Below are 21,806 nucleotides of genomic sequence, written 5' to 3' on the forward strand. Positions count from 1 at the left end.
AAGGGTGCGGCCCCTTCGGCGTGCGCGGCCCTGTGCGGGTGCGGCGGCGCCCCGCCTCCGGCGTAATGCCTTCCTGCCTCGGCGGCGGTCGGTTCCTGGTGTACCGCGCGTGGTGCGGTTCTTCGTGTACCGCGCTGGGCATTCTCATCGGGCGTTTCACGTGAAACACCCGATGATGGGGGATTGTCCAGCGAGTTCAGGGGGATTGTTCAGCGCGTCGCGCCGACGACCACCCAGCGCCCGGAGCGGGCGCGCAGCCAGAGTGTCAGCATCCGGACCGCCATCATCAGCGTCATCGCCGCCCACAAGGCGGTAAGGCCACCGCCGAGAACCGGTATCAGAAGGGCCACCGGGGCGAAGACGGCCAGGGTGAGGACCATCGCCCAGGCGAGATAGGAGCCGTCGCCCGCGCCCATCAGCACACCGTCCAGGACGAAGACGATCCCGCAGATCGGCTGGGACAGCGCCACCACCAGGAGAGCGGGGAACGCTGCGTCCTTGACGATCTGATCCCCTGTGAACAGGGGCAGGAACAGTGGCCTGCTGGCGATCACCAGCAGGCCGAGCACGACACCCACGGCGATGCCCCACTCCACCATGCGGCGGCATGCGGCCCGGGCGCCCTGGGCGTCGCCCGCGCCGAGAAAGCGTCCGATGATGGCCTGTCCGGCAATGGCGATGGCGTCGAGGGCGAAGGCGAGCAGGCTCCACAGGGAGATGATGATCTGGTGCGCCGCGATGTCGGCATCTCCCAGACGTGCGGCGACTGCGGTGGCAATCATCAGGACGGCCCGCAGGGACAGGGTACGGACAAGCAGCGGGACGCCGGCCTGGGCAGAGGTTCGTATGCCGGCGGCGTCGGGTCGTAGCGAGGCGCCGTGGCGTCGTGCACCGCGGATGACGACCGCGAGGTAGGCCGCGGCCATGCCGCACTGGGCGATGACGGTGCCCCAGGCGGAGCCTGCGATACCAAGGCCGGCGCCGTACACCAGGCCCACGTTCAGGGCGGCGTTCGCGACGAAGCCCGCTACGGCGACGTACAGGGGTGTCCTTGTGTTCTGGAGGCCGCGCAGGACACCGGTCGCGGCGAGGACGACGAGCATGGCCGGTATGCCCAGGGCCGAGATGCGCAGATAGGTGGTGGCGTAGGGGGCGGCCGTGTCGGAGGCGCCGAAGAGCTCCACGAGCGCCGGTGCCGTGGGCAGCACGGCCGCGATCACGGCGGCACCGAGCAGCAGAGCCAGCCAGATGCCGTCCATGCCCTGGCGGATGGCGGCAGGGAGGTCGCCGGCGCCGACGCGGCGGGCGACGCCGGCGGTGGTGGCGTAGGCGAGGAAGACGAAGACGCTGACGGCCGTGGTCAGAAGCGCGGAGGCGATTCCCAGACCGGCGAGCTGCGCGGTGCCGAGGTGGCCCACGATGGCGCTGTCGGCCATGACGAAGAGGGGCTCTGCGACGAGTGCGCCGAAGACGGGTACGGCCAGTGCGACGATTTCTCGATCGTGCCGGCGCAGGGTGGTCCGGGGCGTCGCGGGAGCCGATGTCATGGGCACCAATCTAAATGTCCACAGGTAAGAGACGCAAGACAGTAGTGTCCCTTACGGACCGTCTCGGCGCGTGTCCTTTCGGGCACCGTTCGAAGCGATCTTGCGCCGACTGGGCAAGTTTTTCTTCTGCACAGCCGGTGGACGGTAAAAGCGCAGGTCAGGAAAGTCGTGTGGGGCTGGTAGAGGGCTTGTTCACAGCGCTGTCCACCGGGTCGTGCACAGGTTTGGCGAAGTTCTCCACAGCATCTGGGTCGTCATCCACAGGGGCTGTGGATAACCAGATTGGCTGACGGTGCCCGCGGGCCTACGGTTGTCCGGCGCCCGCTCCGCTCGTCGGCTGTGAAAACTCGCAAATCCGACCCGCAGAACCCTCGCAGAAACCGGAGTTGGGCCTCTCAGTTGTCAGTGCCGTGCCGTAGGAATGAGAGGCACGGCGAGGTCCGCACCGCGGACGGGAGGAGGTGGCTCGGTGAGCATTTCCGAGCCCTTGGACGATCCGTGGGCCGACAGCGGTCCCAGTGATCGTCTGCCCCCCGCCAGACGGCGCGGTGACGGCGGCCGAGGCCGGGACGAGCAGCACGACCGCGGTCGGGACAGCGGCGAATGGGACGGTGGCGCGGCCTTCGAGCGGGTACCCCCGCAGGACCTCGACGCCGAGCAGTCCGTTCTGGGCGGCATGCTCCTGTCCAAGGAGGCCATCGCCGACGTCGTCGAGATCCTCAAGGGCCACGACTTCTACAAGCCGGCCCACGAAACGATCTTCCAGGCGATCCTCGACGTCTATGCGAAGGGCGAGCCGGCCGACCCCATCACCATCGCCGCCGAACTCACCAAACGCGGCGAGATCAACAAGGTCGGCGGCGCATCGTATCTGCACACCCTCGTCCAGACGGTGCCGACGGCGGCGAACGCCGAGTACTACGCGGAGATCGTGCACGAGCGCGCGGTCCTGCGCCGCCTGGTCGAGGCCGGGACCCGCATCACCCAGATGGGATACGCGGGCGACGACGACGTCGACGAGATCGTCAACCGGGCCCAGGCGGAGATCTACGCCGTCACCGAACAGCGCACCAGCGAGGACTACCTTCCGCTCGGCGACATCATGGAGGGCGCCCTCGACGAGATCGAGGCGATCGGCTCACGCAGCGGTGAGATGACCGGTGTTCCCACGGGCTTCACGGACCTCGACTCCCTCACCAACGGCCTGCACCCCGGTCAGATGATCGTCATCGCGGCCCGTCCCGCCATGGGTAAGTCCACGCTCGCCCTGGACTTCGCCCGGGCCGCGTCGATCAAGCACAACCTGCCGAGCGTCATCTTCTCCCTCGAAATGGGCCGCAACGAGATCGCGATGCGTCTGCTGTCCGCCGAGGCCCGCGTCGCCCTGCACCACATGCGCTCCGGCACCATGACGGACGAGGACTGGACCCGGCTGGCCCGCCGGATGCCCGAGGTGTCGTCCGCGCCGCTCTACATCGACGACTCCCCCAACCTGTCGATGATGGAGATCCGGGCGAAGTGCCGTCGGCTCAAGCAGCGCAACGACATCAAGCTCGTGATCATTGACTATCTGCAGCTGATGCAGGCCGGCGGCGCCAAGCGCTCCGAGAGCCGTCAGCAGGAGGTCTCGGACATGTCCCGGAACCTCAAGCTCCTGGCCAAGGAGCTGGAAGTGCCCGTGATCGCACTCTCGCAGCTCAACCGAGGCCCCGAGCAGCGCACCGACAAGAAGCCGATGGTGTCCGACCTGCGTGAGTCCGGCTCCATCGAGCAGGACGCCGACATGGTGATCCTGCTGCACCGCGAGGACGCCTACGAGAAGGAGTCGCCGCGTGCGGGCGAGGCGGACATCATCGTGGGCAAGCACCGTAACGGCCCGACGGCCACGATCACCGTGGCGTTCCAGGGCCACTACTCGCGCTTCGTGGACATGGCGCAGACCTGATCGGGCCGGGGACGAAATGAACTCGACGTCCGCGTCCCGTCCGGGTGCACTGGGGGCATGACCACATTTCAGGAGGAGCTGCTCCCCGGCACCCGGCGTGCGCTGGCGCACCGCATCGCCGTGGCCCAGGCCGAGGGGCGGACGCCGTCGCTCGTCGCCGCCGTCGTACGGGACGGGCGGGCGGTCTGGCACGGGGCTCGGACCTCGATCGACGGACACGGACCCGACGAGACCGTGCAGTACCGGATCGGATCGATCACCAAGACCTTCACGGCCGTTCTCGTGCTGCGGCTGCGTGACGAGGGAGCGCTCGACCTGGAGGATCCGCTGGAGAAACACCTGCCGGGTACCGGTGCGGGGGAGGCCACCATCGCGCAACTCCTCGCCCATACCGGGGGACTGGCGGCCGAGACGTCCGGGCCGTGGTGGGAACGGACGCCGGGCACGCTGCGTCCGGAACTCGCCGACATCCTCGTCGATCAGCCTCTCCTGCATCCGGCGGGTCGCCGGTTCCACTACTCCAATCCCGGCTACGGCCTGCTGGGCGCCCTCGTCGAGGAGATCCGCACAGCGCCCTGGCACGAGGTGCTGCGGCGGGAAGTGCTCGAACCCCTGGGCCTGAGCCGTACCGGCATTCGGCCAGGGCATCCGCATGCGGGTGGCTGGGCGGTGCACCCGTGGGCCGATGCGATGCTGCCCGAACCGCTGGAGGACTTCGGGCGGATGGCCGCGGCCGGCCAACTCTGGTCGACGACCGGCGATCTGGCGCGCTTCGCCGCTTTCCTGGCCCGCGGGGACGACCGGGTCCTGAGCGCGGAGAGCCTTCGGGAGATGCGGACGCCCGCGGCGCCGGCCGAGCTCACGGACCAAGTGGACGGCAGCGGCTACGGGCTGGGGCTGCGGATCGAGAACCAGGACGGGCGGCTTCTCGTCGGCCACTCGGGATCGGTGCCGGGATTCCTGGCGAGCCTCGTGCTGAGCGTGGCGGACGACGTCGCCGCGGTGGTGCTCACCAACTGCACCTCCGGCCCGGCGGTGTCCTCGGTCGCCTCGGATCTCGTACGCATCGTGGCCGAGGCCGAGCCGCGGATGCCCGAGCCCTGGCGGCCGATGCGGGAGGTCGATCCTTCCGTCCTCGAGCTGGCGGGCCAGTGGTACTGGGGTACCACGCCCTTCGCCCTGCGCCTCACGGCCGACGGGCTCCTCTCCCTGGGGCCGCTCACGGGCGGGGGACGGCGCTCACGGTTCCGTCAGGACGGGGAGGGGACCTGGAAGGGGCTGGAAGGGTACTTCGCCGGGGAGGCCCTTCGGGCCGTGCGGCGCCCGGACGGCCTGGTGGACCATCTGGACCTCGGGTCCTTCGTCTTCACGCGCCGGCCCTACGACGACCGGGCCGATGTGCCCGGCGGCGTGGACCCGGACGGCTGGCGAGGAATCGGCTAGCCGCCACTGGCGGGCTCTGCGGCTCCGCGCCCCTCCGGGACTGAGGATCCGCGGCTCTGTTCCACGTGAAACAGAGCCGCGCTCCCTTCGGAGCGGCGGGCCGCCACCGGAAGGCCTGTCAGAGCTGAAGTTTGAACCCCATGTGCGAGGCCTGGAACCCCAGCCTCTCGTAGAAGCGGTGGGCGTCGGTGCGCGTGTTGTCGGAGGTCAACTGCACCAACTGGCATTGCGCGCGCCGGGATTCCTCGATGGCCCATTCGATGAGACGCGTGCCGAGGCCGCTGCCCCACTCGTCGGCGTGGACGCGCACGCCTTCGATGATCGACCTGGTCGCCCCGCGCCGGGACAGGCCGGGCACGATCGTGAGCTGGAGGGTGCCCATGACACGTCCGTCGCGGACGGCGACGACCAGACGCTGGTTCGGGTCGGCGCTGAGTCGTTCGTAAGCGGCCAGATACGGCGCGAGGTCGTCCGGAGACTCCCTCAGTGCGCCCAGCGGGTCGTCCGCGAGCATGCCGACGATCGCGGGGACGTCCTCGGCGACGACGGCGCGCATCTCAAGATTGCCCATGGCCGCACCCTAGTTAGAGGGCGGCGGGAGCCTTCAGTGATTCCACGACCCGCACCAGCGGAGCCAGCTCCGGGTTCTTCGCCGCTGCGTCGAGGGCATCACGCAGTGCCGCGTCGTTGGTCGGGCGGGCCTCCCCGAGCAGCTTCAGGCCGGCCTCGGTGACATTGGTGTAGATGCCACGACGGTCGGTGGGGCACAGATAGCGCTCGAGCAGCCCCCTGTCCTCGAGCCGGGAGACCAGCCGGGTGGTGGCGCTCTGGCTCAGGACCACCGCGTCGGCGACCTGCTTCATCTGCAGGTGGCCGCCGTCCCGGTCGTGCTGGCGGCTGAGCACGTCGAGCAGGGAGTACTCGCGCACGCTCAGATCGTGCCGGGCCTGCAGCGCGCGTTCGATGTGGGCCTCGATCCTCCCGTGCAGCAGGGAGAGGGCGCACCAGCCCTGGGCGAGGGCGGTGAGCGCGGGGTCCGTCGCAGTCATGGGTCCTCTTCCTCCGTCCCGGAGCGGCCGACTCCCAGGATAGGGCACCCTCGCAATTGTCGTCAGTTGCGCGTATCCCGCGTCTGCAACTATTGTGGGCGCACGAAAAGCGCACCCGCAATCTTCTGGAGGGTGTACCCCACCATGCCTCTCGCGCTCCTGGCCCTCGCGATCGGGGCCTTCGGCATCGGCACCACCGAGTTCGTGATCATGGGCTTGCTGCCCGAGGTCGCGGGCGACTTCGGGGTCTCCATCCCCACGGCGGGCTTCCTCGTGACCGGCTACGCGCTCGGTGTCATGTTCGGCGCCCCGCTGATGACCGTTCTCGGCACCAAGACGTCCCGCAAGCGGATGCTGATGGTCCTCATGGGGCTGTTCGTCGTCGGCAACCTGCTGTCCGCCGTCGCCCCGTCCTTCTCCGTCATGCTGATCGGCCGTATCGTCGCCTCCCTCGCACACGGCGCCTTCTTCGGCATCGGCTCCGTCGTCGCGGCCGACCTGGTCGCGCCGGACAGGAAGGCCGGCGCCATCGCCATGATGTTCACCGGCCTCACCGTCGCCAACGTCGTAGGCGTCCCGCTGGGCACCCTCGTCGGACAGAGCGTCGGTTGGCGCGTCACCTTCGGCATCGTCGCCGCCCTTGGCGTGATCGGCCTCCTCGGCATCGCCAAGCTGGTCCCCGAGATGCCCCGGCCCGAGGGCGTGCACCTGCGCCACGAACTGGCCGCGTTCAAGAACGCCCAGGTCCTGCTCGCCATGGCGATGACCGTCCTGGGGTTCGGTGGGGTCTTCGCGGCCATCACGTACATCGCGCCGATGATGACCCACGTGGCCGGTTTTTCCGACAGTTCCGTCACTTGGCTGCTGGTTCTCTTCGGCCTCGGCATGGTCGGCGGCAACCTCGTCGGCGGCAGGTACGCCGACCGCGCCCTGATGCCTCTGCTGTACGTGTCCCTGGGCGCCCTGGCGGTCGTCCTGGCCCTCTTCACCCTCACCGCCCATCACCAGGCCCTCGCGGCCGTCACGATCGCCCTGATCGGCGCCCTGGGCTTCGCGACCGTCCCGCCGCTGCAGAAGCGGGTCCTCGACCAGGCGCACGGCGCTCCGACACTCGCCTCGGCTGTCAACATCGGCGCCTTCAACCTGGGCAACGCCCTGTCCGCCTGGCTGGGCGGCCTGGTCATCACCGCCGGTCTGGGCTACACCGCCCCCAACTGGGTCGGTGCCGTCCTCGCCACGGCCGCCCTGCTCCTCGCCGTCGTCTCGGCCGCGCTGGAGCGCCGGGACAGCGTCCCGAGCGCCGTCGTCACGGGTTCCGCCCCCGCTGAGCGGCCGATCGCCGTCCACCACTGAATCGCCCGGTGGTCCACCGTGACGGCCGACTCGTCGGCGCGATCGGGGTCGGTGGCGGCGCACCCGAGCAGGATCACGGCTCTGCCGCTGATGCCGTGGAGGCCCTCGTTTGACGGCCCCGTTCCGCGCAGAGCCCACACGGAGAACGCCGGTTCCCGCAGCGATGGGAAGCCGGCGTTCTCCATGTGCGCGGGTGCTATCCGGCCGCCACCGTCAGCGGCGCGAACCGTCGGCTCCAGTCACCCGGCAACTCCGTGGTCCCGTAGATCATGACGGTGTTGAAGGCGACGGACCGCAGACCCCGCTCCTTCAGCCAGGCCAGCAGATCCGTGTGCCGCACATCGATGTCCGTGCGCAGGGGCCGGTCCGTGCGAGCGGCGAGCGAGGTGACGAGTGCCATGGCCGTCTTCGTGTCCCGCGCGATGAGCGGCCCCACCACATGAGTGTCCATATTGGGCCAGGCGGCCGCGTAGCCGATGATCCGGCCGTTGTCCTCGGCGACCCGCATCTGGTCGGTGAAGGCGGGCAGCCGCGCGATCACGAGAGTGCGGTCGGCGCCGAACACCTCCTCGTCGAGCCGGAGGATGGTGGTGAGGTCTTCGGCCGTGGCCGCACGGGTGAGGACACCGGACTCCTCACCCTCGGGTGTGAAGTGCCCGAGCACCATCTCGACACGTCCGGTGGCTTTGAACCCCAGCTCCTCGTAGAGAGGAATGCCGTTCGAGGTGGCGTGCAGGGTCAGCGGGGTGGAGCCCATCTCGGAGACGACGTGCCGCATCAGGCGTCGTCCGACGCCCTGACGGGCGTACCGCTCGGCGACCAGCACCATGCCGATGGCGCCGAGAGCAGGACGTCCGTGCGGACCGTACTCGGTGACGACGCAGGCACTGAGGAGGCCTCCGCCGGGGGCGTCGACGCCGTACCCCTTTCCGGCGCTGAGGAGGAGGCCCCACTTGTGCTCCTCGCGCGGCCACCCCCGGTCCTCGGACAAGTCGGCGCAGGCGGTGAGGTCGCGGTGCGTCAGGCGGCGGACGGGAAGAGAGGGGGGAAGAGGTGTCGACACGCAGGTCAGGCTGTCCGACCGGTGCCCTCGGCGTCCACCTCTTTCGTCGGCGAAAGCCATGCTTTTGGCCATGTCGTGACCCGCTCCCAGCACGGAGGGTCAGCAGGCGTTTCACGTGAAACGCCGCTCCACGGATCTCGGACAGGAACGAGCTTGTGGAGTGACCGTTCGCAGGGCGGTCGACAGGCGGCATTCAACGGCCCGGACCGTGACGCCCCGCGCAGGGAAAGATCTATGGAATGCCTATGAATAGGCCTCCGGTGCCCGGTAATTGAAGGAATTGACGGTTCGTTCCCCGGCCACCTTCGAAGGGAGGGAAGGGGGGACTTGTGTGCGCGGCCGCGCCCGGTATGGTCGACTCCGGTTCGTGTCCGAAGGTGTGGTGCGAGATGCGGTACACCCCTTCCGCACGAGCCGGGAACGGGGCAATAAAGCCCGAGGGGACGGAGAGATCGAAGACCCGCCATCTCGGTTGTGCGGGCGAGGGGTCCGTGCGGGGTGGGATGCTGCGGTGAGGAGACTGCGGCCCATGTCGCACTCACCTTCACGACCGTGTGCGGCCGGGACACGGGAGGACCGCGGCGATCTCGGTCGCAGGACGGAACGGAACAGTCGGCCGTCTGCGGGGGAAACAGGCACCTTCCATCGTGCAAGTGCGTAGACCGACCTAGAGATGTTCGAGGCGAGGCACACCATGGACGCTCCGACCACCAGGTCGGCCGACAACGGCACGTCCGGCGGCGGGGACGGCTGGTTCACGCCGCGCAAACAGCCGGCGTCGGCTGCCGACAGCGAGCAGACACCCTCCGAGAGCCACCGTCTGGCCGGGCTCCGCCCCATGGGCAGGGGTACCGCGGCGGCGGCGGACGAGGCACTCCAGAGCGAACCCGCCGAGCCGGGCACCCGCATACCCGGCCAAGACCGCCGACCGGCGGATTCCCGCCCACCCGCGCATCCTGCGCCACCCGAGGCAGTCGCCGGCGTCCGGCCCGAGCGGGCTGTCGAGCATCGAGGGCACGTCCCGCCCGCGACCACCGAAGGACCCCGCGTCCCCACCCAGCGGTCCGCGCCCGCCGGGAACGCCTCCCCGGACGCCATCCTGATCCGCCGCACCATGGACGAGGTGGCCCCCGTCGCCGACAAGGTCACCTCGTACTTCTACGCGCTGCTCTTCGTCCGCCATCCCGATCTGCGCCCTCTCTTCCCGCCCGCCATGGACGCCCAGCGAGACCGGTTGCTCACAGCCCTGCTCACCGCCGTCGAGCACATCGACAACACCCCGGTCCTGGTGAACTACCTGCAGAACCTCGGCCGAGGCCACCGCAAGTACGGAACCCGCCCCGAGCACTATCCGGCCGTCGGCGAGTGCCTCATCGGGGCACTGAGCAAGTACGCCGCATCCGTCTGGGACGGAGAGACGGAAGCGGCCTGGGTGCGGGCCTACACGACGATCTCCCAGATCATGATCGACGCAGCGGCCGCCGACGAGCTGCGCGCCCCGGCCTGGTGGCACGCGGAGGTCGTCTCCCGCGACCTGAGAACCCCGGACGTCGCCGTCCTCACCCTGCGACCCGATCAGCCCTACCCCTTCCGTGCCGGGCAGTACGCCGGCCTGGAGACACCGTGGTGGCCACGGATCTGGAGGCATTACTCCTTCGCTTCGGCGCCCCGCTCCGACGGGCTGCTGACGTTCCATGTGAAGGCGGTTCCGGCGGGCTGGGTGTCCAACGCGCTGGTCCACCGCGCCCGACCCGGAGACGTCGTCCGGCTGGGTCCGCCGGCCGGATCGATGACCGTCGACCACACCCGGGACAGCGGACTGCTCTGTGTGGGCGGTGGCACCGGCATAGCCCCCATCAAGGCCTTGGTCGAGGACGTCGCCGAACACGGCGCCCGCCGCCCAGTAGAGGTCTTCTACGGCGCCCGCAGCAATCACGACCTCTACGACATCGACACGATGCTCAGGCTCAAGCAGTCCTACCCCTGGCTGGAGGTGCGCACCGTGATCGACCGGAACGGCCTGCTCCAGCTCCCCGCCGCCATACGGACCTTCGGCCCCTGGACCGAGTACGACGCCTACGTCTCCGGCCCACCCGGCATGATCCGCAAAGGAGTGGACGCCCTGCGCGGCGTCGGCATCCCGGTGGACCGCATACGGCACGACTCGGTCGAGGAGCTCGTCACGGCCGGGCAGTGACCCGGCGGACCAGGCGACACCGCAGGCCGGCCGCGGTTACCCCAGATCGGGCGCGTGCATCGCGCGTACGCCCTCGATATTGCCGTCGAGGTAGTGCCGCAGCGACAGCGGAACGAGATGCACGGAGGCGATGCCGACCCGGGTGAACGGCACGCGCACGATCTCGTACTCGCCGAGGGGCTCGTCGACCTCGGGGCCGTGCCGCAGGGCCGGGTCCATGGATTCCAGACGGCAGACGAAGAAGTGCTGGACCTTCACTCCGGTCGCGCCCCCGTCCGCGCCGATGTGCTCGACGGTGTCGACGAAGCACGGCACCACATCGGTGATCTTGGCGCCGAGCTCCTCGTACACCTCGCGGTGCAGGGCGTCGACGACGGTCGTGTCCTCCGGCTCGACCCCGCCCCCGGGCGTGACCCAGTAGGGATCGATACCGGGTTTGGTGCGCTTGATCAGGATCAAATCGTCACCGTCCAGCAGAACGGCGCGGGCGGTGCGCTTGACCACGGGTCGGACGGTCATGGGAGAAATGTGGCCCGGCTGGTTCCACGTGAAACATCACGAAACGTCACCGGATGAGTTCGGATCGTGTGGTTCCTGCCCATCCGCTCAGCACCAGTCGGCCGCCGCCCTGAGCAGCCAGTCATGGGCCCGAGCGATGTGCGGCATCGCCAGCGTGCCGGTCCGCACCACCAGGACGTACGTTCGCAGCGGCGGCACCGCGGGCTCATGCAGCGCGACGACGTCTTCCCGGTCCAGCGCTTCCGCGCAGAGGTAGCGGGGCAGCACTGCCAGGCCTGCGCCCGCGATGGCGCACGCGAGGACCGCGCGCAGGTCGGGGACGATGACGGTGCCCGAGGCGGCGGGGCGCGAGTCGAAGACGGAGGCCCAGTAGCGGGAGACGAAGGGCAGCGACTCGTGGACCTCGACCACGGGGAGATTCTCCAGGGCGGAGGCGCCCGTGCGGCGCAGGTTCTGGGCGCCGATGTCCTCGGCCCGGCCCGGAGCGGCGACGAGGACGTACTCCTCGTCGCACAGCGGGGTGGCCGTGAGGAGGGCACCGCGCGGCCGGAGTGTGCCGATGGCGAGGTCGTGGTGTCCCGAGGCCAGCCCCTCCAGGACCTCCTCGGCGGTCCCGAAGGAGGCGCGCAGCTCGAACCCCTGCCCGTCGTCGCCGGTCAGCTCGGTGAGCGCGGGAAGCGCTCGCTTCGCGGTGAACTCGGGAGGCCCGGCGAGATGGAGCGTGCGGACGGAGGACTCGTCGTCGAGACCGGTCTCGGCGATCTCGACCAGGGCGTCGAGATGCGGAGCGGCCTTGTGGGCGAGTTCGTCCCCGATGGTCGTCGGCGTCACGCCACGGGCTTGCCGCAGGAACAGAGGGCGTCCCAGCTGTCGTTCCAATGTGCGGATCTGGGAGGTCACGGCAGGCTGGGACAGGCCCAGCAGGGCGGCGGCGCGGGTGAAGGAGCCGGCCCGGTGCACGGTCACGAAGGTGCGCAGCAAGGCCAGATCCATGGCATGAGTTCCCTTCCTTTGCCCGTCGTCCGGCCCTGAGGCAGGGCCCAACTATAAATAAGTCGATAGGTCTCTGTCGCTACTGTGATTGGACACTGACACAGAGTCAATTAGCCTTGTTCGCGCGGTTCTTCGCGCGCAGAACCGTGGACGGTCCGAGCCACGAGGGGGGAGGCTCGGACCGTCCGATGTACGTAGCGGGACACCGCCGCGGCCTCGGGGCACCCCTCACCGCGCCGACTCCTCCAGCGCTCGCAGCACATCCGCCACCAGGTCCTCGGGATCCTCGGCGCCGACCGAGAGCCGGATGAAGCCCTCCGGTACCGCGTCCCCGCCCCAGCGCCCGCGCCGCTCGGCCGTCGACCGCACGCCCCCGAAGCTCGTGGCGTCGTCCACCAGCCGCAGCGCCTCCAGAAAGCGCTCGGCACGCGCGCGGGTGGGAAGCGTGAAGGAGACCACGCACCCGTAGCGCCGCATCTGCCGCGACGCCACCGGGTGGGACGGATCGCCGGCCAGCCCCGGATACCGCAGTCCGGTCACCTCGGGCCGCCCCCGCAGCGCCTCGGCGACGGCCAGGGCACTGGTGTTCTGCCGGTCCACACGCAACTGCAGCGTCGCGATCGACCGGTGCGCGAGCCAGGCCTCCATGGGCCCCGGAATCGCTCCGACGATCTTGCGCCAGCGCCGTACGGCCGTCATCGGCTGCCCGGCGTGCCCGGTGACGTACCCGAGGAGGACGTCGCCGTGTCCGGTGAGCTGCTTGGTGCCGCTGGCCACGGAGAAGTCCGCGCCGAGCTCCAGCGGACGCTGCCCGAGCGGCGTCGCGAGCGTGTTGTCGACGGCCACCAGGGCGCCACGCGCGCGTGCCGCCTCGACGAGCCGCCGGATGTCGCACACGTCGAGCCCGGGGTTGGACGGCGACTCGATCCACAGGAGCCTGGCGCCGTCGAGGACGCCGAGCTGGGCGTCGCCACCGGTCGGGGCGGTGCGCACCTCGATGCCGTACGCCTCCAGCTGGGCGCCGACCAGGGACAGCGCCTGGTACCCGTCGCTCGGCAGCACCACGGCGTCCCCGGCGCGCAGCACGGAGAACAACACCGCCGAGATCGCGGCCATGCCGGAGGCGAACACGAGCGTCTCGACGCCGTCCCGTCCCGGTGCCTCCAGCTCGCCGATGGCGCGCTCCAGATACGTCCAGGTCGGGTTCTCGTCACGGCCGTAGGTGTACGGGCCGGTGGGCTCACCCGGCAGATGGAAATGGGCGGCGAAGACAGGACCTGGCAGGGTCGGCTCGTACTTCACCGGCTCGGGCAGGCCCGCCCGCACCGCGCGGGTGCCCTCCCCCGCGGGGCGGACGCCGTCCTCGGCGGAATCGTTCATGCCACACGTCCTTCCACGTCCTTGCGGACCGAGGCGAGCAGGCCGTCGCTCGCCCGCTCCACCATCTCCAGGCACTCCTCGAAGCCGTCCCGGCTCCCGTAGTACGGGTCGGGGACGTCGAGATCGTCGCCCGCGGCGGGGTCGTAAGCCCGCAGCAGGCGCACCTTGCGGGCGTCCTCGTCGGTCGGTGCGAGACGGCGCAGGTCCCTGAGGTGGCCGGCGTCCAGGGCGATCACCAGATCGAGGCGGGCGAACCAGGAGCGCTCGAACACCCGCGCCGTGTGGGTTAGGGCGTAGCCGTTCTCCTCCAGGACGGACAGGGCGCGCGGGTCGGCGCCCTCCCCCTCGTGCCAGTGGCCCGTACCGGCGCTGTCGACCTCGACCACCTCGTCGAGGCCGGCGTCCGCCACACGCGCGCGGAAGACCGACTCGGCCATCGGGGAGCGGCAGATGTTGCCGGTGCAGACGAAACAGACGCGGTAGGTCATCGCGGCTCAGTCCTTGTCGGGAAGGACGACATCGAGCGCCCAGGAGACGATGGAGATGATCAGGCCGCCGAGGACCGCGGTCCAGAATCCCTCGACGTGGAAACTCAGGTCGAGCTGCTCCGCCAGCCACGAGGTGAGCAGCAGCATCAGAGCGTTGACGACCAGCGTGATCAGACCGAGCGTGAGGATGAAGAGCGGGAAGGTGAGCACCTTCACGACCGGCTTGACCAGGGAGTTGACGAGTCCGAAGAGCAGCGCCACCAGTATCAGGGTGCCGATCTTCTTGCCGGTGTTGTCACCGGTCAGGGTGATCTTGTCGAGCAGCCAGAGGGCGACCGCCAGGGCACCCGCGTTGGCGATCGTCTTGACTACGAAATTCTTCATGTGTCTGATCGTGGCAGAAGAGATCGGCTGCGAGCGTGGGCGAGGGCGATGAAGGCATTCCGGCTGGACGAACTGGAGGCGGAGCGAGCCGCCAACGACGGCGCCTACCTGCAGTTCCTGCGGGAGCGGAACATGTCGGTGGGGCTCTACGCGCTCGATGCCGGGGAACACGATCCACAGAACCCGCACCACCAGGACGAGGTGTACTTCGTCGTCAGCGGCCGGGCCTCGCTGACCGTCGGTCTGGAGACCACCCAGGTCGCCCGTGGCAGCGTCGTGTACGTGCCGGCCGGGGTCGCCCACAAGTTCCACCACATCAGCGAGGACCTGCGCGTCCTGGTCGTGTTCTCGCCCCCCGAGGGGTGAACGTCTCCGCCCGTGAGCCGATGCGCGGCTCGGGGTTCCCTAGGGGACCGGTCAGGGGAGGACAAGGGGTGCGAGGCCCCCGCCGGCACACCCTTCGGACCTAGCATCGACGGCAGGACATCGATAAGGATCCGGCCCGTCACAGGAGCCGGACCCCGGCCCGGACGAGAATGAGGACGAGGGAGATGCAAGAGATCTTCGCAGGACTGCCGTGGTGGGTGAAGTGGGTGGCGGTGCCGGTCATCGCCCTGGTCGTGTTCGGCGGCCTGATAGCGAGCGTCGTCGGCTTCGTGATCGGTCTGCTCTTCAAGCTGCTGGTCTTCGTGGCGCTGGTCGGCGGACTCATCTACGTCGTCAGGAAGTTCACGTCGAGTTCCAGCTCGCGCGGCGACTGGTGAGCGGTGCGGGAGACGGGTGACCGGTAACGGCGCTCGCCGGTTCCCTCGGCCGGGGGAAGTTTCCCGCACGTCCCGTCCGCGAGCGGTGGCGGAGGGTTAAAGTCCGGAGCCCGACGCGGGGGACGACCCCGCGAGCGGTGTATCCCCCCTCCCGTGTTTCCCGCACGGTCCGCCCTCTCGCGCTCCGGGAGTGACCCTTGGCCACGGTTGACACCGCATCGCCGAATCCGCTCGCGTCCCCCACCCGGCCGTGCTCCACCGCGCCCCCGCACCAGCGTCCGCCGAACGGCCGCGTTCCCGAGCAGCCGCATCCCGCAGCCACGCTCATCGGTTCCGTGCAGCGCGCGATGCGCCTGCTGGAGACCGTCGCCGAACACGCCTGCGGGGCTCCGGCCAAGCAGCTGGCCCGCGAGACCGGCCTCGCGCTCCCCACGGCGTACCACCTGCTGCGCACCCTCGTGCACGAGGGCTATCTGCGCCGCGACAAGGGGCTGTTCTTCCTCGGGGAGTCAGCCGTGCGTCTGAGTAGCAGCGGGGCGGCGCAGAAACGTCGCAGCACGGTCGTCGACACCCTCGCCCACTGGCGTGATGCGATCGGTGTTCCGGTGTACTACGCCGTGTACCGCGACGGCGAGATCGAGGTCATGTGCGTGTCCGACACCCCGGGCAACCCGGCTGTCGAGGAATGGGCCGACTTCCGTGAGACCGGTCATGCACACGCTATCGGCCAGTGCCTGCTCTCCCAGCTCGACGAGGACTCCCGCCGCGACCACCTGGACCGCTACCCGGTGCAGTCCATCACCCCTTACACGGTCCGCGACGACCACGTCCTGATGCGGCGACTGGCCCGTGTGCGCCGGATGGAGACGGTCGTCGAACGGCAGGAGTACGCGCTGGGCACGGTCTGCGCCGCGATCCCGATCACCGTGGGCACGACCGCGGCCACGATGGCGATCTCCCTGCCCGCCCACCAGGCGGACCGGCTGTCGGCGGCGGCTCGGCAGTTGCAGGACGAGGTCGGACGGATGCTGGGATCGCTTGCGATCTCTATCAGTATCTGAAAACTCACTCCTTGTGATCTGTCGTGCACTTTCAGCAAGATGCCCTGACAGTCAGGGGTTCAATCCCAGCCAACCGACGGCCACGACGGGGTAAGGCGATGCGAGAGTCCGTGCAAGCAGTCCAGGCAGAGGTCATGATGAGCTTTCTCGTCTCGGAGGAGCTCTCGTTCCGCATCCCTGTGGAGCTGGGCTACGCCACCTGTGATCCTTACGCCGTCCGGCTCACTTTCCACCTTCCCGGTGATGCCCCGGTGACATGGGCGTTCGGGCGGGAGCTGCTCATCGACGGGGTGGGCAGACCGTGCGGCGAGGGGGATGTACGGGTCTCGCCGGTCGACCCGGATTCCCTGAGCGAGATCCTGATCCGGCTTCAGGTCGGTGGCGATCAGGCAGTTTTCCGTTCCTCGGCAGCTCCGCTCGTTGCCTTCCTCGATCGCACGGACAAGCTGGTGCCGCTGGGCCAGGAGGGTGCGTTGGCCGATTTCGACGCCCATCTGGACGAGGCGCTGGACCGGATCCTGGCGGAGGAGCAGAGCGCCGGCTGAGCGGTGCGCACTGAAGCGCTGGCGTAACGCTTCAGCAGGGGCCGAGTCATTGCAGTAACGCTTCTTCTGGGTGGTCCGAGCCGGTCGCCGCTGCCGGCCCGGACCGCTGGCCGCGTCAGCGCTTGCGCCGTCTCCCCCTGCCGCCCCGGGGGATCTGCGGAGCGGCGCCCGTCGCACCGACCGCCGCCGGATCCGCCGCCACTTCCGGTGCCGCCCCTGGGGCCGCCTCGGTGGCCGCCCCGGGCCCGGGGCGGTCGGCCGACACCACCAGGGCCGCGAGGACCGTGGTCACCGGCACCGACGCGACCAGACCGATCGAGCCCACCAGCGTGCGCACGATCTCCTCGGCGACCAGTTCGCTGTTGGCGACCGTGCCGACGCTGCTCTGGGCGATCGAGAAGAGCAGCAGCAGAGGCAGCGCGGCACCGGCGTAGGCGAGGACGAGCGTGTTGACCACCGACGCGATGTGGTCACGGCCGATCCGGATGGCGGCCCGGTACAGACCGCGCCAGCCCATCGAGGGGTTGGCCTCGTGCAGTTCCCAGACCGCCGACGTCTGGGTGACCGTCACATCGTCCAGGACGCCGAGCGAACCGATGATGATGCCGGCGAGCAGCAGACCGCTCATGTCGATCGACGGATACAGCCCGTGGATCAGACCGGTGTTGTCGTCCGTGTTGCCGGTCAGGGCGGCCCAGTCGATGAACCACGAGCCCAGGAAACCGATCAGCAGCAGCGAGACGAGTGTCCCGAGCACCGCGACCGAGGTGCGGGCCGAGAGTCCGTGACACAGGTAGAGCGCGATCAGCATGATCGCGCTCGCCCCTACGACCGCCACGACCAGCGGGTTCGAGCCCTGCAGGATCGCGGGCAGGATGAAGAAGTTCAGGATCAGGAAACTGATGGCCAGCGCCACCAGCGCCATCACGCCCCGCAGCCGCCCGACGAGGACGACGGCGACCGCGAAGATGGCGGCGAGCACCGCCAACGGAACACGGCGGTTCACGTCGGTGACCGAGTACTGCAGGTCCTTCGGCGCGGAGGGCTCGTAGGCGACCACGACCTGCTGGCCCTCGTGCAACTGCCGTGACTGGTCCGGCTGCACGATCTCCGTGAACGTACGGCCCTTGTCGTCACCGGTGTCCACCCGGATCGTCGCCCGCTTGCAGGTGCCGTTCTCCTGCTGCTCCGCGGAGGAACCCTCGGCCGTCGAGGTGTCGCCGGTCGCGGTGGCGCCCGAGGCGTTCACCGACGAGCAGCTCACGCTCACGACCTTGGTGACCGTCGCATGCTGCGTCTGCCGGTCGAAACCCACCCCGGTGCGCTCGTGCGGCGGAGCACCGCCGGGCCACAGCACGACCAGGCCGGCGAGCACGGCCACGGCGAACGGGATGAGAACGGCCGCGATGACCTTGCGCAGATGCTGGGAGACAGGGGCGGCCGGACCGTGGCTGTGCGAGTGCCCGTGCCCTCCGCCGGAGCCCGGGCCGTACCCTCCGCCGCCAGGACCCGGGCCATGCCCGCCGCCCGGACCGCCGCCGTGTCCACCGCCGAGTTTGTCACCCGGGCCATGCCCATGGCCGTGCCCGCCGTTGTGGGAGCTGCCCGGCCCGTGTCCGCTGTCGGGGGGACCGACCGGTCCGTGCCCGCCACCGAAGCCGGGGTGGCCGTCTCCGTACCCGGACTTCGGAGCGCGTCCGCCCTGGGCATGGGAACTGGCCTCAGGACCGGAGCCAGGAACGGTCCCAGGACCGTGACCGGTGCCCGGACCTGAAGCTGGGTGAGGACGTGGCCCGGGACGCGGCCCTGGACCCGGACCGGGATCAGGACCGTTTCCGGCACCCGGTCCGCGAGGCGGTTCGGGTGGTGGGTACGGGGGGTGGTGTGTCGTGGTCACCGACCGATCATCGCAAGAACGACAGGGGCCCCCTGTTCACCGCGCCCGAATTGCCGCTAGCGTGGGGGCAACCTTTGCACACGCGGGAGCTCGGAGCACCGGGCTGAGAGGGCGCTGACCTCCGTCTTCGCGATGTTTCACGTGGAACGTCACCGAACCGAGTGATGTTTCACATGGAACGTCGGCAGACGGTAGCCGCTGCGTCGACCGCTGAACCTGTTACCGGGTAATGCCGGCGTAGGGAGTAGGTCTCATGACCATCAAGGACGCACGCACGCCTGTCTCCACGCAGATCTCTGCCGAGATCTCCGCCAACGGGGAGGCCGGGAAGTCCATCGGCTGGCACAAGGCGTATGTCGAGGGCGCGCGCCCCGACCTGCGGGTGCCAGTTCGTCAGGTGCATCTCACCAACGGGCAGTCGGTCACGCTGTACGACACGTCCGGCCCGTACACCGATCCGCTCGTCGAGACCGACGTCCGCAGGGGCCTGCCGCCGCTGCGGGAGAACTGGATCATCGCCCGCGGGGACACCGAGGAGTACGCGGGCCGCCCCGTCCGTCCCGAGGACGACGGCATCAAGCACACCTCGCCGCGCGGCGGCCTGCGGAACCTGGACGCGGTCTTCCCCGGACGACCCCGACTGCCGCGCCGTAGCCGGGACGGCAAGGCGGTCACCCAGCTCGCGTATGCGCGCCGCGGCGAGATCACACCCGAGATGGAGTACGTGGCCCTCAGGGAGAACGTGGCGCCCGAGGTGGTTCGCGAGGAGATCGCGGCGGGCCGTGCGGTCCTGCCCGCGAACGTCAACCACCCGGAGATCGAGCCGATGATCATCGGCAAGCGGTTCCTGGTGAAGGTCAACGCCAACATCGGCAACTCGGCGGTGACCTCCTCCATCGAGGAGGAGGTCGAGAAGATGACCTGGGCGACCCGCTGGGGTGCGGACACGGTCATGGACCTGTCCACCGGTCGCAACATCCACACCACCCGTGAGTGGGTGCTGCGCAACTCCCCTGTTCCCATCGGCACGGTGCCGCTGTACCAGGCACTGGAGAAAGTCGACGGCAAGGCCGAGGAACTGACCTGGGAGATCTACAAGGACACCGTCGTCGAGCAGGCCGAGCAGGGCGTGGACTACATGACCGTCCACGCGGGCGTCCGCCTGCCGTACGTCCCGCTGACCGCGAACCGCAAGACCGGCATCGTCTCGCGTGGCGGCTCGATCATGGCGGCGTGGTGCCTGGCCCACCACAAGGAATCGTTCCTCTACGAGCACTTCGAGGAGCTCTGCGAGATCCTCGCCGCCTACGACGTCACGTACTCGCTCGGAGACGGTCTCAGGCCCGGTTCGATCGCCGACGCCAATGACGAGGCGCAGTTCGCGGAGCTGCGCACTCTGGGGGAACTCAACCGGATCGCGAAGCGTTTCCACGTTCAGACGATGATCGAGGGCCCGGGACATGTCCCGATGCACAAGATCAAGGAGAACATCGACCTTCAGCAGGAGATCTGTGATGAAGCTCCGTTCTATACGCTCGGCCCGCTGACGACGGACGTCGCGCCGGCGTACGACCACATCACTTCCGGTATCGGTGCCGCGATGATCGCCTGGTGGGGCACGGCCATGCTCTGTTACGTCACGCCGAAGGAGCATCTGGGCCTGCCCAACCGTGACGACGTCAAGACCGGCGTCATCACGTACAAGATCGCAGCCCATGCGGCCGACCTCGCCAAGGGACACCCCGGTGCGCAGGAGTGGGACGACGCGCTGTCCGACGCCCGCTTCGAGTTCCGCTGGGAGGACCAGTTCAATCTGGCCCTCGACCCGGACACGGCCCGCGAGTTCCACGACGAGACACTGCCGGCCGAGCCGGCCAAGACCGCTCACTTCTGCTCGATGTGCGGGCCGAAGTTCTGCTCGATGAAGATCTCCCAGGACATTCGCCGTGAACACGGGGGATCGCGTGCGGAGATCGAGGAAGGGATGGCACAGAAGTCGCAGGAGTTCGCGGCGGCGGGCAACCGCGTCTATCTGCCGCTCGCGGACTGACACCGAAGGTTCAGCGGCCCGGGGCGGCGCGAGGCTGCCCCATGGACAGGCCCACGGCTTGGCTCGCGGCTCGGCCTGCGCCGGCGTGAGGCCGTAGTGCGCCGGTGGCGCGAGACTCTCGTCGAGGTGAGGGCGCGAGCCGGGCTTGAGCCGGCCCGTACCCAGCCGGGAGTACGGCTTGCGTCCCCTTCGGCGGGGGCGCAAGCCGTGGGCCTATTCCGGCTGGTGTTCGGGCCCTCCGAAGTCCGGGCTGGTGTAGTCCGGGCTGGTGTAGCTCGGCCGGGAGCCGGTCGAGCGCCCGTCGTCCGGGCTGCTGAAGCCCGGACGGTCGTAGCCGATCTTCGGCAGACGGCCGGGGGGCGCCGGTGGGGCCGGGTCGCTGTGCAGTGCGGCGGCCGTGCCCGGGTTGACGAGGGCCTCGCGCAGGAACGGCAGTATGCCCCGTTCCAGCAGGGCTTCTCGCCAGGCTTCCCTGGCGCGGGTCACCTCCTCGCTCAGTTCGGCGTACGGACCGGCCTCCAGGGTCGGCCGGTTGCGCAGGGCCGTGAGGAGGAGTCCCACGGTGGCGACGAGGATCGCTGCCGCGGCGATGGCTCCGAACGCCCAACCGGTGGTGAGCATGGCATGGGCGAACGACTGCCCGGGGTCGAGCATCTTGAGGACGTAGCCGACGAGCAGGAAGATCACCGCGGCGGTGCCGGCGAGGACGGGGGTGAGGACGGCGGCGATGGCGACGGCGCCCGCCCCGGCGGCCTCGGCGGCCTGGGCCGCGTCGCTCATGGTGGCGGCGAGTCCCATCCCGCCCACGTCCGGCTCGCCGTGGCCGGACTCCGGGGTGGGCGAGGACGAGGTGGACGGCGTCGGACGCCGCAGTTCCTCGCGGACCTTCACGTAGTGCTGGTACTCGGTCGCAGCGGCCGCCGTGATGAGAGCGGTGGCGTTGAGCGCCATGGTGCGCAGTTGTTCGGCGTTGAGCCGCTGTCCGACAGCGGTCAGTTCCGGGTGGTGTGGTGCGGAGCGCAGCGCCTCGTCGAGGACCCGCTCGTACTCCTGGCGGTCCTCGCTGTGCAGGTGCTGCGGAACGCTGTTCATGTGCATCCCCCGATGCTCCGTAGGGCTTGGGGCTCG

The 21,806-nt window shown here is 69.5% G+C and carries 20 protein-coding genes, 1 pseudogene and 1 riboswitch; of the genes and pseudogenes, 10 read left to right on the forward strand and 11 right to left on the reverse strand.

What is annotated here, in order from left to right:
* Positions 1-209: 209 nt before the first annotated feature.
* Positions 210-1,547: an MATE family efflux transporter gene (locus ACIP67_RS16150; RefSeq protein WP_401692285.1), complete on the reverse strand. Its 1,338-nt coding sequence runs from the start codon at positions 1,545-1,547 to the stop codon at positions 210-212.
* A gap of 469 nt (positions 1,548-2,016) precedes the next feature.
* On the opposite strand from ACIP67_RS16150, the gene dnaB reads away from it, so the two are divergent.
* The gene (gene dnaB / locus ACIP67_RS16155) at positions 2,017-3,492 is read left to right on the forward strand and encodes a replicative DNA helicase (protein WP_401692287.1); all 1,476 of its coding nucleotides are present in this window, start codon (positions 2,017-2,019) and stop codon (positions 3,490-3,492) included.
* A 57-nt stretch (positions 3,493-3,549) separates the two neighbouring features.
* The gene (locus ACIP67_RS16160) at positions 3,550-4,935 is read left to right on the forward strand and encodes a serine hydrolase domain-containing protein (RefSeq protein WP_401692289.1); all 1,386 of its coding nucleotides are present in this window, start codon (positions 3,550-3,552) and stop codon (positions 4,933-4,935) included.
* Between the two features lie 118 nt (positions 4,936-5,053).
* Here ACIP67_RS16160 and ACIP67_RS16165 read toward each other — a convergent pair whose 3' ends face one another.
* Together ACIP67_RS16165 and ACIP67_RS16170 are read right to left on the reverse strand one after the other, a co-directional pair.
* Positions 5,054-5,506: a GNAT family N-acetyltransferase gene (locus ACIP67_RS16165; protein ID WP_401692290.1), complete on the reverse strand. Its 453-nt coding sequence runs from the start codon at positions 5,504-5,506 to the stop codon at positions 5,054-5,056.
* Positions 5,507-5,519: 13 nt separating this feature from the next.
* A complete protein-coding gene (locus tag ACIP67_RS16170; protein WP_401692292.1) occupies positions 5,520-5,984 on the reverse strand; it encodes a MarR family winged helix-turn-helix transcriptional regulator in 465 nt (154 codons plus the stop codon).
* A gap of 144 nt (positions 5,985-6,128) precedes the next feature.
* On the opposite strand from ACIP67_RS16170, the gene ACIP67_RS16175 reads away from it, so the two are divergent.
* Complete coding sequence (locus tag ACIP67_RS16175; protein WP_401692293.1) at positions 6,129-7,337, forward strand: MFS transporter; 1,209 nt, start codon at positions 6,129-6,131, stop codon at positions 7,335-7,337.
* An 11-nt stretch (positions 7,338-7,348) separates the two neighbouring features.
* A pseudogene (locus ACIP67_RS16180) lies at positions 7,349-7,450 on the forward strand (heme-binding protein); the annotation flags it as partial.
* A gap of 83 nt (positions 7,451-7,533) precedes the next feature.
* On the opposite strand, the gene ACIP67_RS16185 reads toward ACIP67_RS16180, so the two are convergent.
* Positions 7,534-8,400 (reverse strand): GNAT family N-acetyltransferase, encoded by an 867-nt coding sequence (locus ACIP67_RS16185; RefSeq protein ID WP_401692294.1) that lies wholly within the window; start codon positions 8,398-8,400, stop codon positions 7,534-7,536.
* A gap of 694 nt (positions 8,401-9,094) precedes the next feature.
* On the opposite strand from ACIP67_RS16185, the gene ACIP67_RS16190 reads away from it, so the two are divergent.
* Positions 9,095-10,597, forward strand: coding sequence for a globin domain-containing protein (locus ACIP67_RS16190; protein WP_401692295.1), 1,503 nt, complete (start codon positions 9,095-9,097; stop codon positions 10,595-10,597).
* 36 nt (positions 10,598-10,633) lie between these two features.
* Here the strand turns inward: ACIP67_RS16190 and ACIP67_RS16195 are convergent, their stop codons facing one another.
* The 5 genes from ACIP67_RS16195 to ACIP67_RS16215 all read right to left on the reverse strand — a co-directional run bounded on the left by ACIP67_RS16195 (position 10,634) and on the right by ACIP67_RS16215 (position 14,361).
* A complete protein-coding gene (locus tag ACIP67_RS16195; RefSeq protein WP_401692296.1) occupies positions 10,634-11,116 on the reverse strand; it encodes an NUDIX domain-containing protein in 483 nt (160 codons plus the stop codon).
* Between the two features lie 87 nt (positions 11,117-11,203).
* The gene (locus ACIP67_RS16200; RefSeq protein WP_401692298.1) at positions 11,204-12,109 is read right to left on the reverse strand and encodes a LysR family transcriptional regulator; all 906 of its coding nucleotides are present in this window, start codon (positions 12,107-12,109) and stop codon (positions 11,204-11,206) included.
* 228 nt (positions 12,110-12,337) lie between these two features.
* Entirely contained in the window at positions 12,338-13,489 is a 1,152-nt protein-coding gene (locus ACIP67_RS16205; protein WP_401692299.1) for a cystathionine gamma-lyase, read from the reverse strand.
* Positions 13,486-13,977: a low molecular weight protein-tyrosine-phosphatase gene (locus tag ACIP67_RS16210; RefSeq protein ID WP_401692301.1), complete on the reverse strand. Its 492-nt coding sequence runs from the start codon at positions 13,975-13,977 to the stop codon at positions 13,486-13,488. Before ACIP67_RS16210 ends, ACIP67_RS16205 begins: the two co-directional genes overlap by 4 nt.
* Before the next feature lie 6 nt (positions 13,978-13,983).
* The gene (locus ACIP67_RS16215; RefSeq protein ID WP_401692302.1) at positions 13,984-14,361 is read right to left on the reverse strand and encodes a phage holin family protein; all 378 of its coding nucleotides are present in this window, start codon (positions 14,359-14,361) and stop codon (positions 13,984-13,986) included.
* A 48-nt stretch (positions 14,362-14,409) separates the two neighbouring features.
* Here ACIP67_RS16215 and ACIP67_RS16220 point away from each other — a divergent pair, with 48 nt between their 5' ends.
* The 4 genes from ACIP67_RS16220 to ACIP67_RS16235 all read left to right on the forward strand — a co-directional run bounded on the left by ACIP67_RS16220 (position 14,410) and on the right by ACIP67_RS16235 (position 16,731).
* On the forward strand, positions 14,410-14,727 hold the full coding sequence (locus tag ACIP67_RS16220) for a cupin domain-containing protein (protein WP_401692303.1): 318 nt from the start codon (positions 14,410-14,412) through the stop codon (positions 14,725-14,727).
* A 185-nt stretch (positions 14,728-14,912) separates the two neighbouring features.
* Positions 14,913-15,125: a DUF5326 family protein gene (locus ACIP67_RS16225; RefSeq protein ID WP_389518957.1), complete on the forward strand. Its 213-nt coding sequence runs from the start codon at positions 14,913-14,915 to the stop codon at positions 15,123-15,125.
* 197 nt (positions 15,126-15,322) lie between these two features.
* Positions 15,323-16,186: an IclR family transcriptional regulator gene (locus tag ACIP67_RS16230; RefSeq protein ID WP_401692305.1), complete on the forward strand. Its 864-nt coding sequence runs from the start codon at positions 15,323-15,325 to the stop codon at positions 16,184-16,186.
* 98 nt (positions 16,187-16,284) lie between these two features.
* Positions 16,285-16,731: an SsgA family sporulation/cell division regulator gene (locus ACIP67_RS16235; RefSeq protein WP_401692307.1), complete on the forward strand. Its 447-nt coding sequence runs from the start codon at positions 16,285-16,287 to the stop codon at positions 16,729-16,731.
* 115 nt (positions 16,732-16,846) lie between these two features.
* Here the strand turns inward: ACIP67_RS16235 and ACIP67_RS16240 are convergent, their stop codons facing one another.
* Positions 16,847-18,628, reverse strand: a complete 1,782-nt coding sequence (locus ACIP67_RS16240; protein ID WP_401692309.1) for a YibE/F family protein — start codon at positions 18,626-18,628, stop codon at positions 16,847-16,849.
* Between the two features lie 72 nt (positions 18,629-18,700).
* Positions 18,701-18,889: riboswitch (TPP riboswitch) on the forward strand.
* Between ACIP67_RS16240 and thiC the strand changes: the two genes are divergently transcribed.
* Positions 18,882-20,678: a phosphomethylpyrimidine synthase ThiC gene (gene thiC / locus ACIP67_RS16245; protein ID WP_401692310.1), complete on the forward strand. Its 1,797-nt coding sequence runs from the start codon at positions 18,882-18,884 to the stop codon at positions 20,676-20,678. Its footprint overlaps the riboswitch before it by 8 nt.
* A gap of 213 nt (positions 20,679-20,891) precedes the next feature.
* On the opposite strand, the gene ACIP67_RS16250 is transcribed toward thiC, so the two are convergent.
* Positions 20,892-21,776 (reverse strand): hypothetical protein, encoded by an 885-nt coding sequence (locus ACIP67_RS16250; protein ID WP_401692312.1) that lies wholly within the window; start codon positions 21,774-21,776, stop codon positions 20,892-20,894.
* Between the last annotated feature and the right edge of the window lie 30 nt (positions 21,777-21,806).

This window comes from Streptomyces sp. NPDC088812, assembly GCF_044750285.1.
GTDB lineage: Bacteria > Actinomycetota > Actinomycetes > Streptomycetales > Streptomycetaceae > Streptomyces.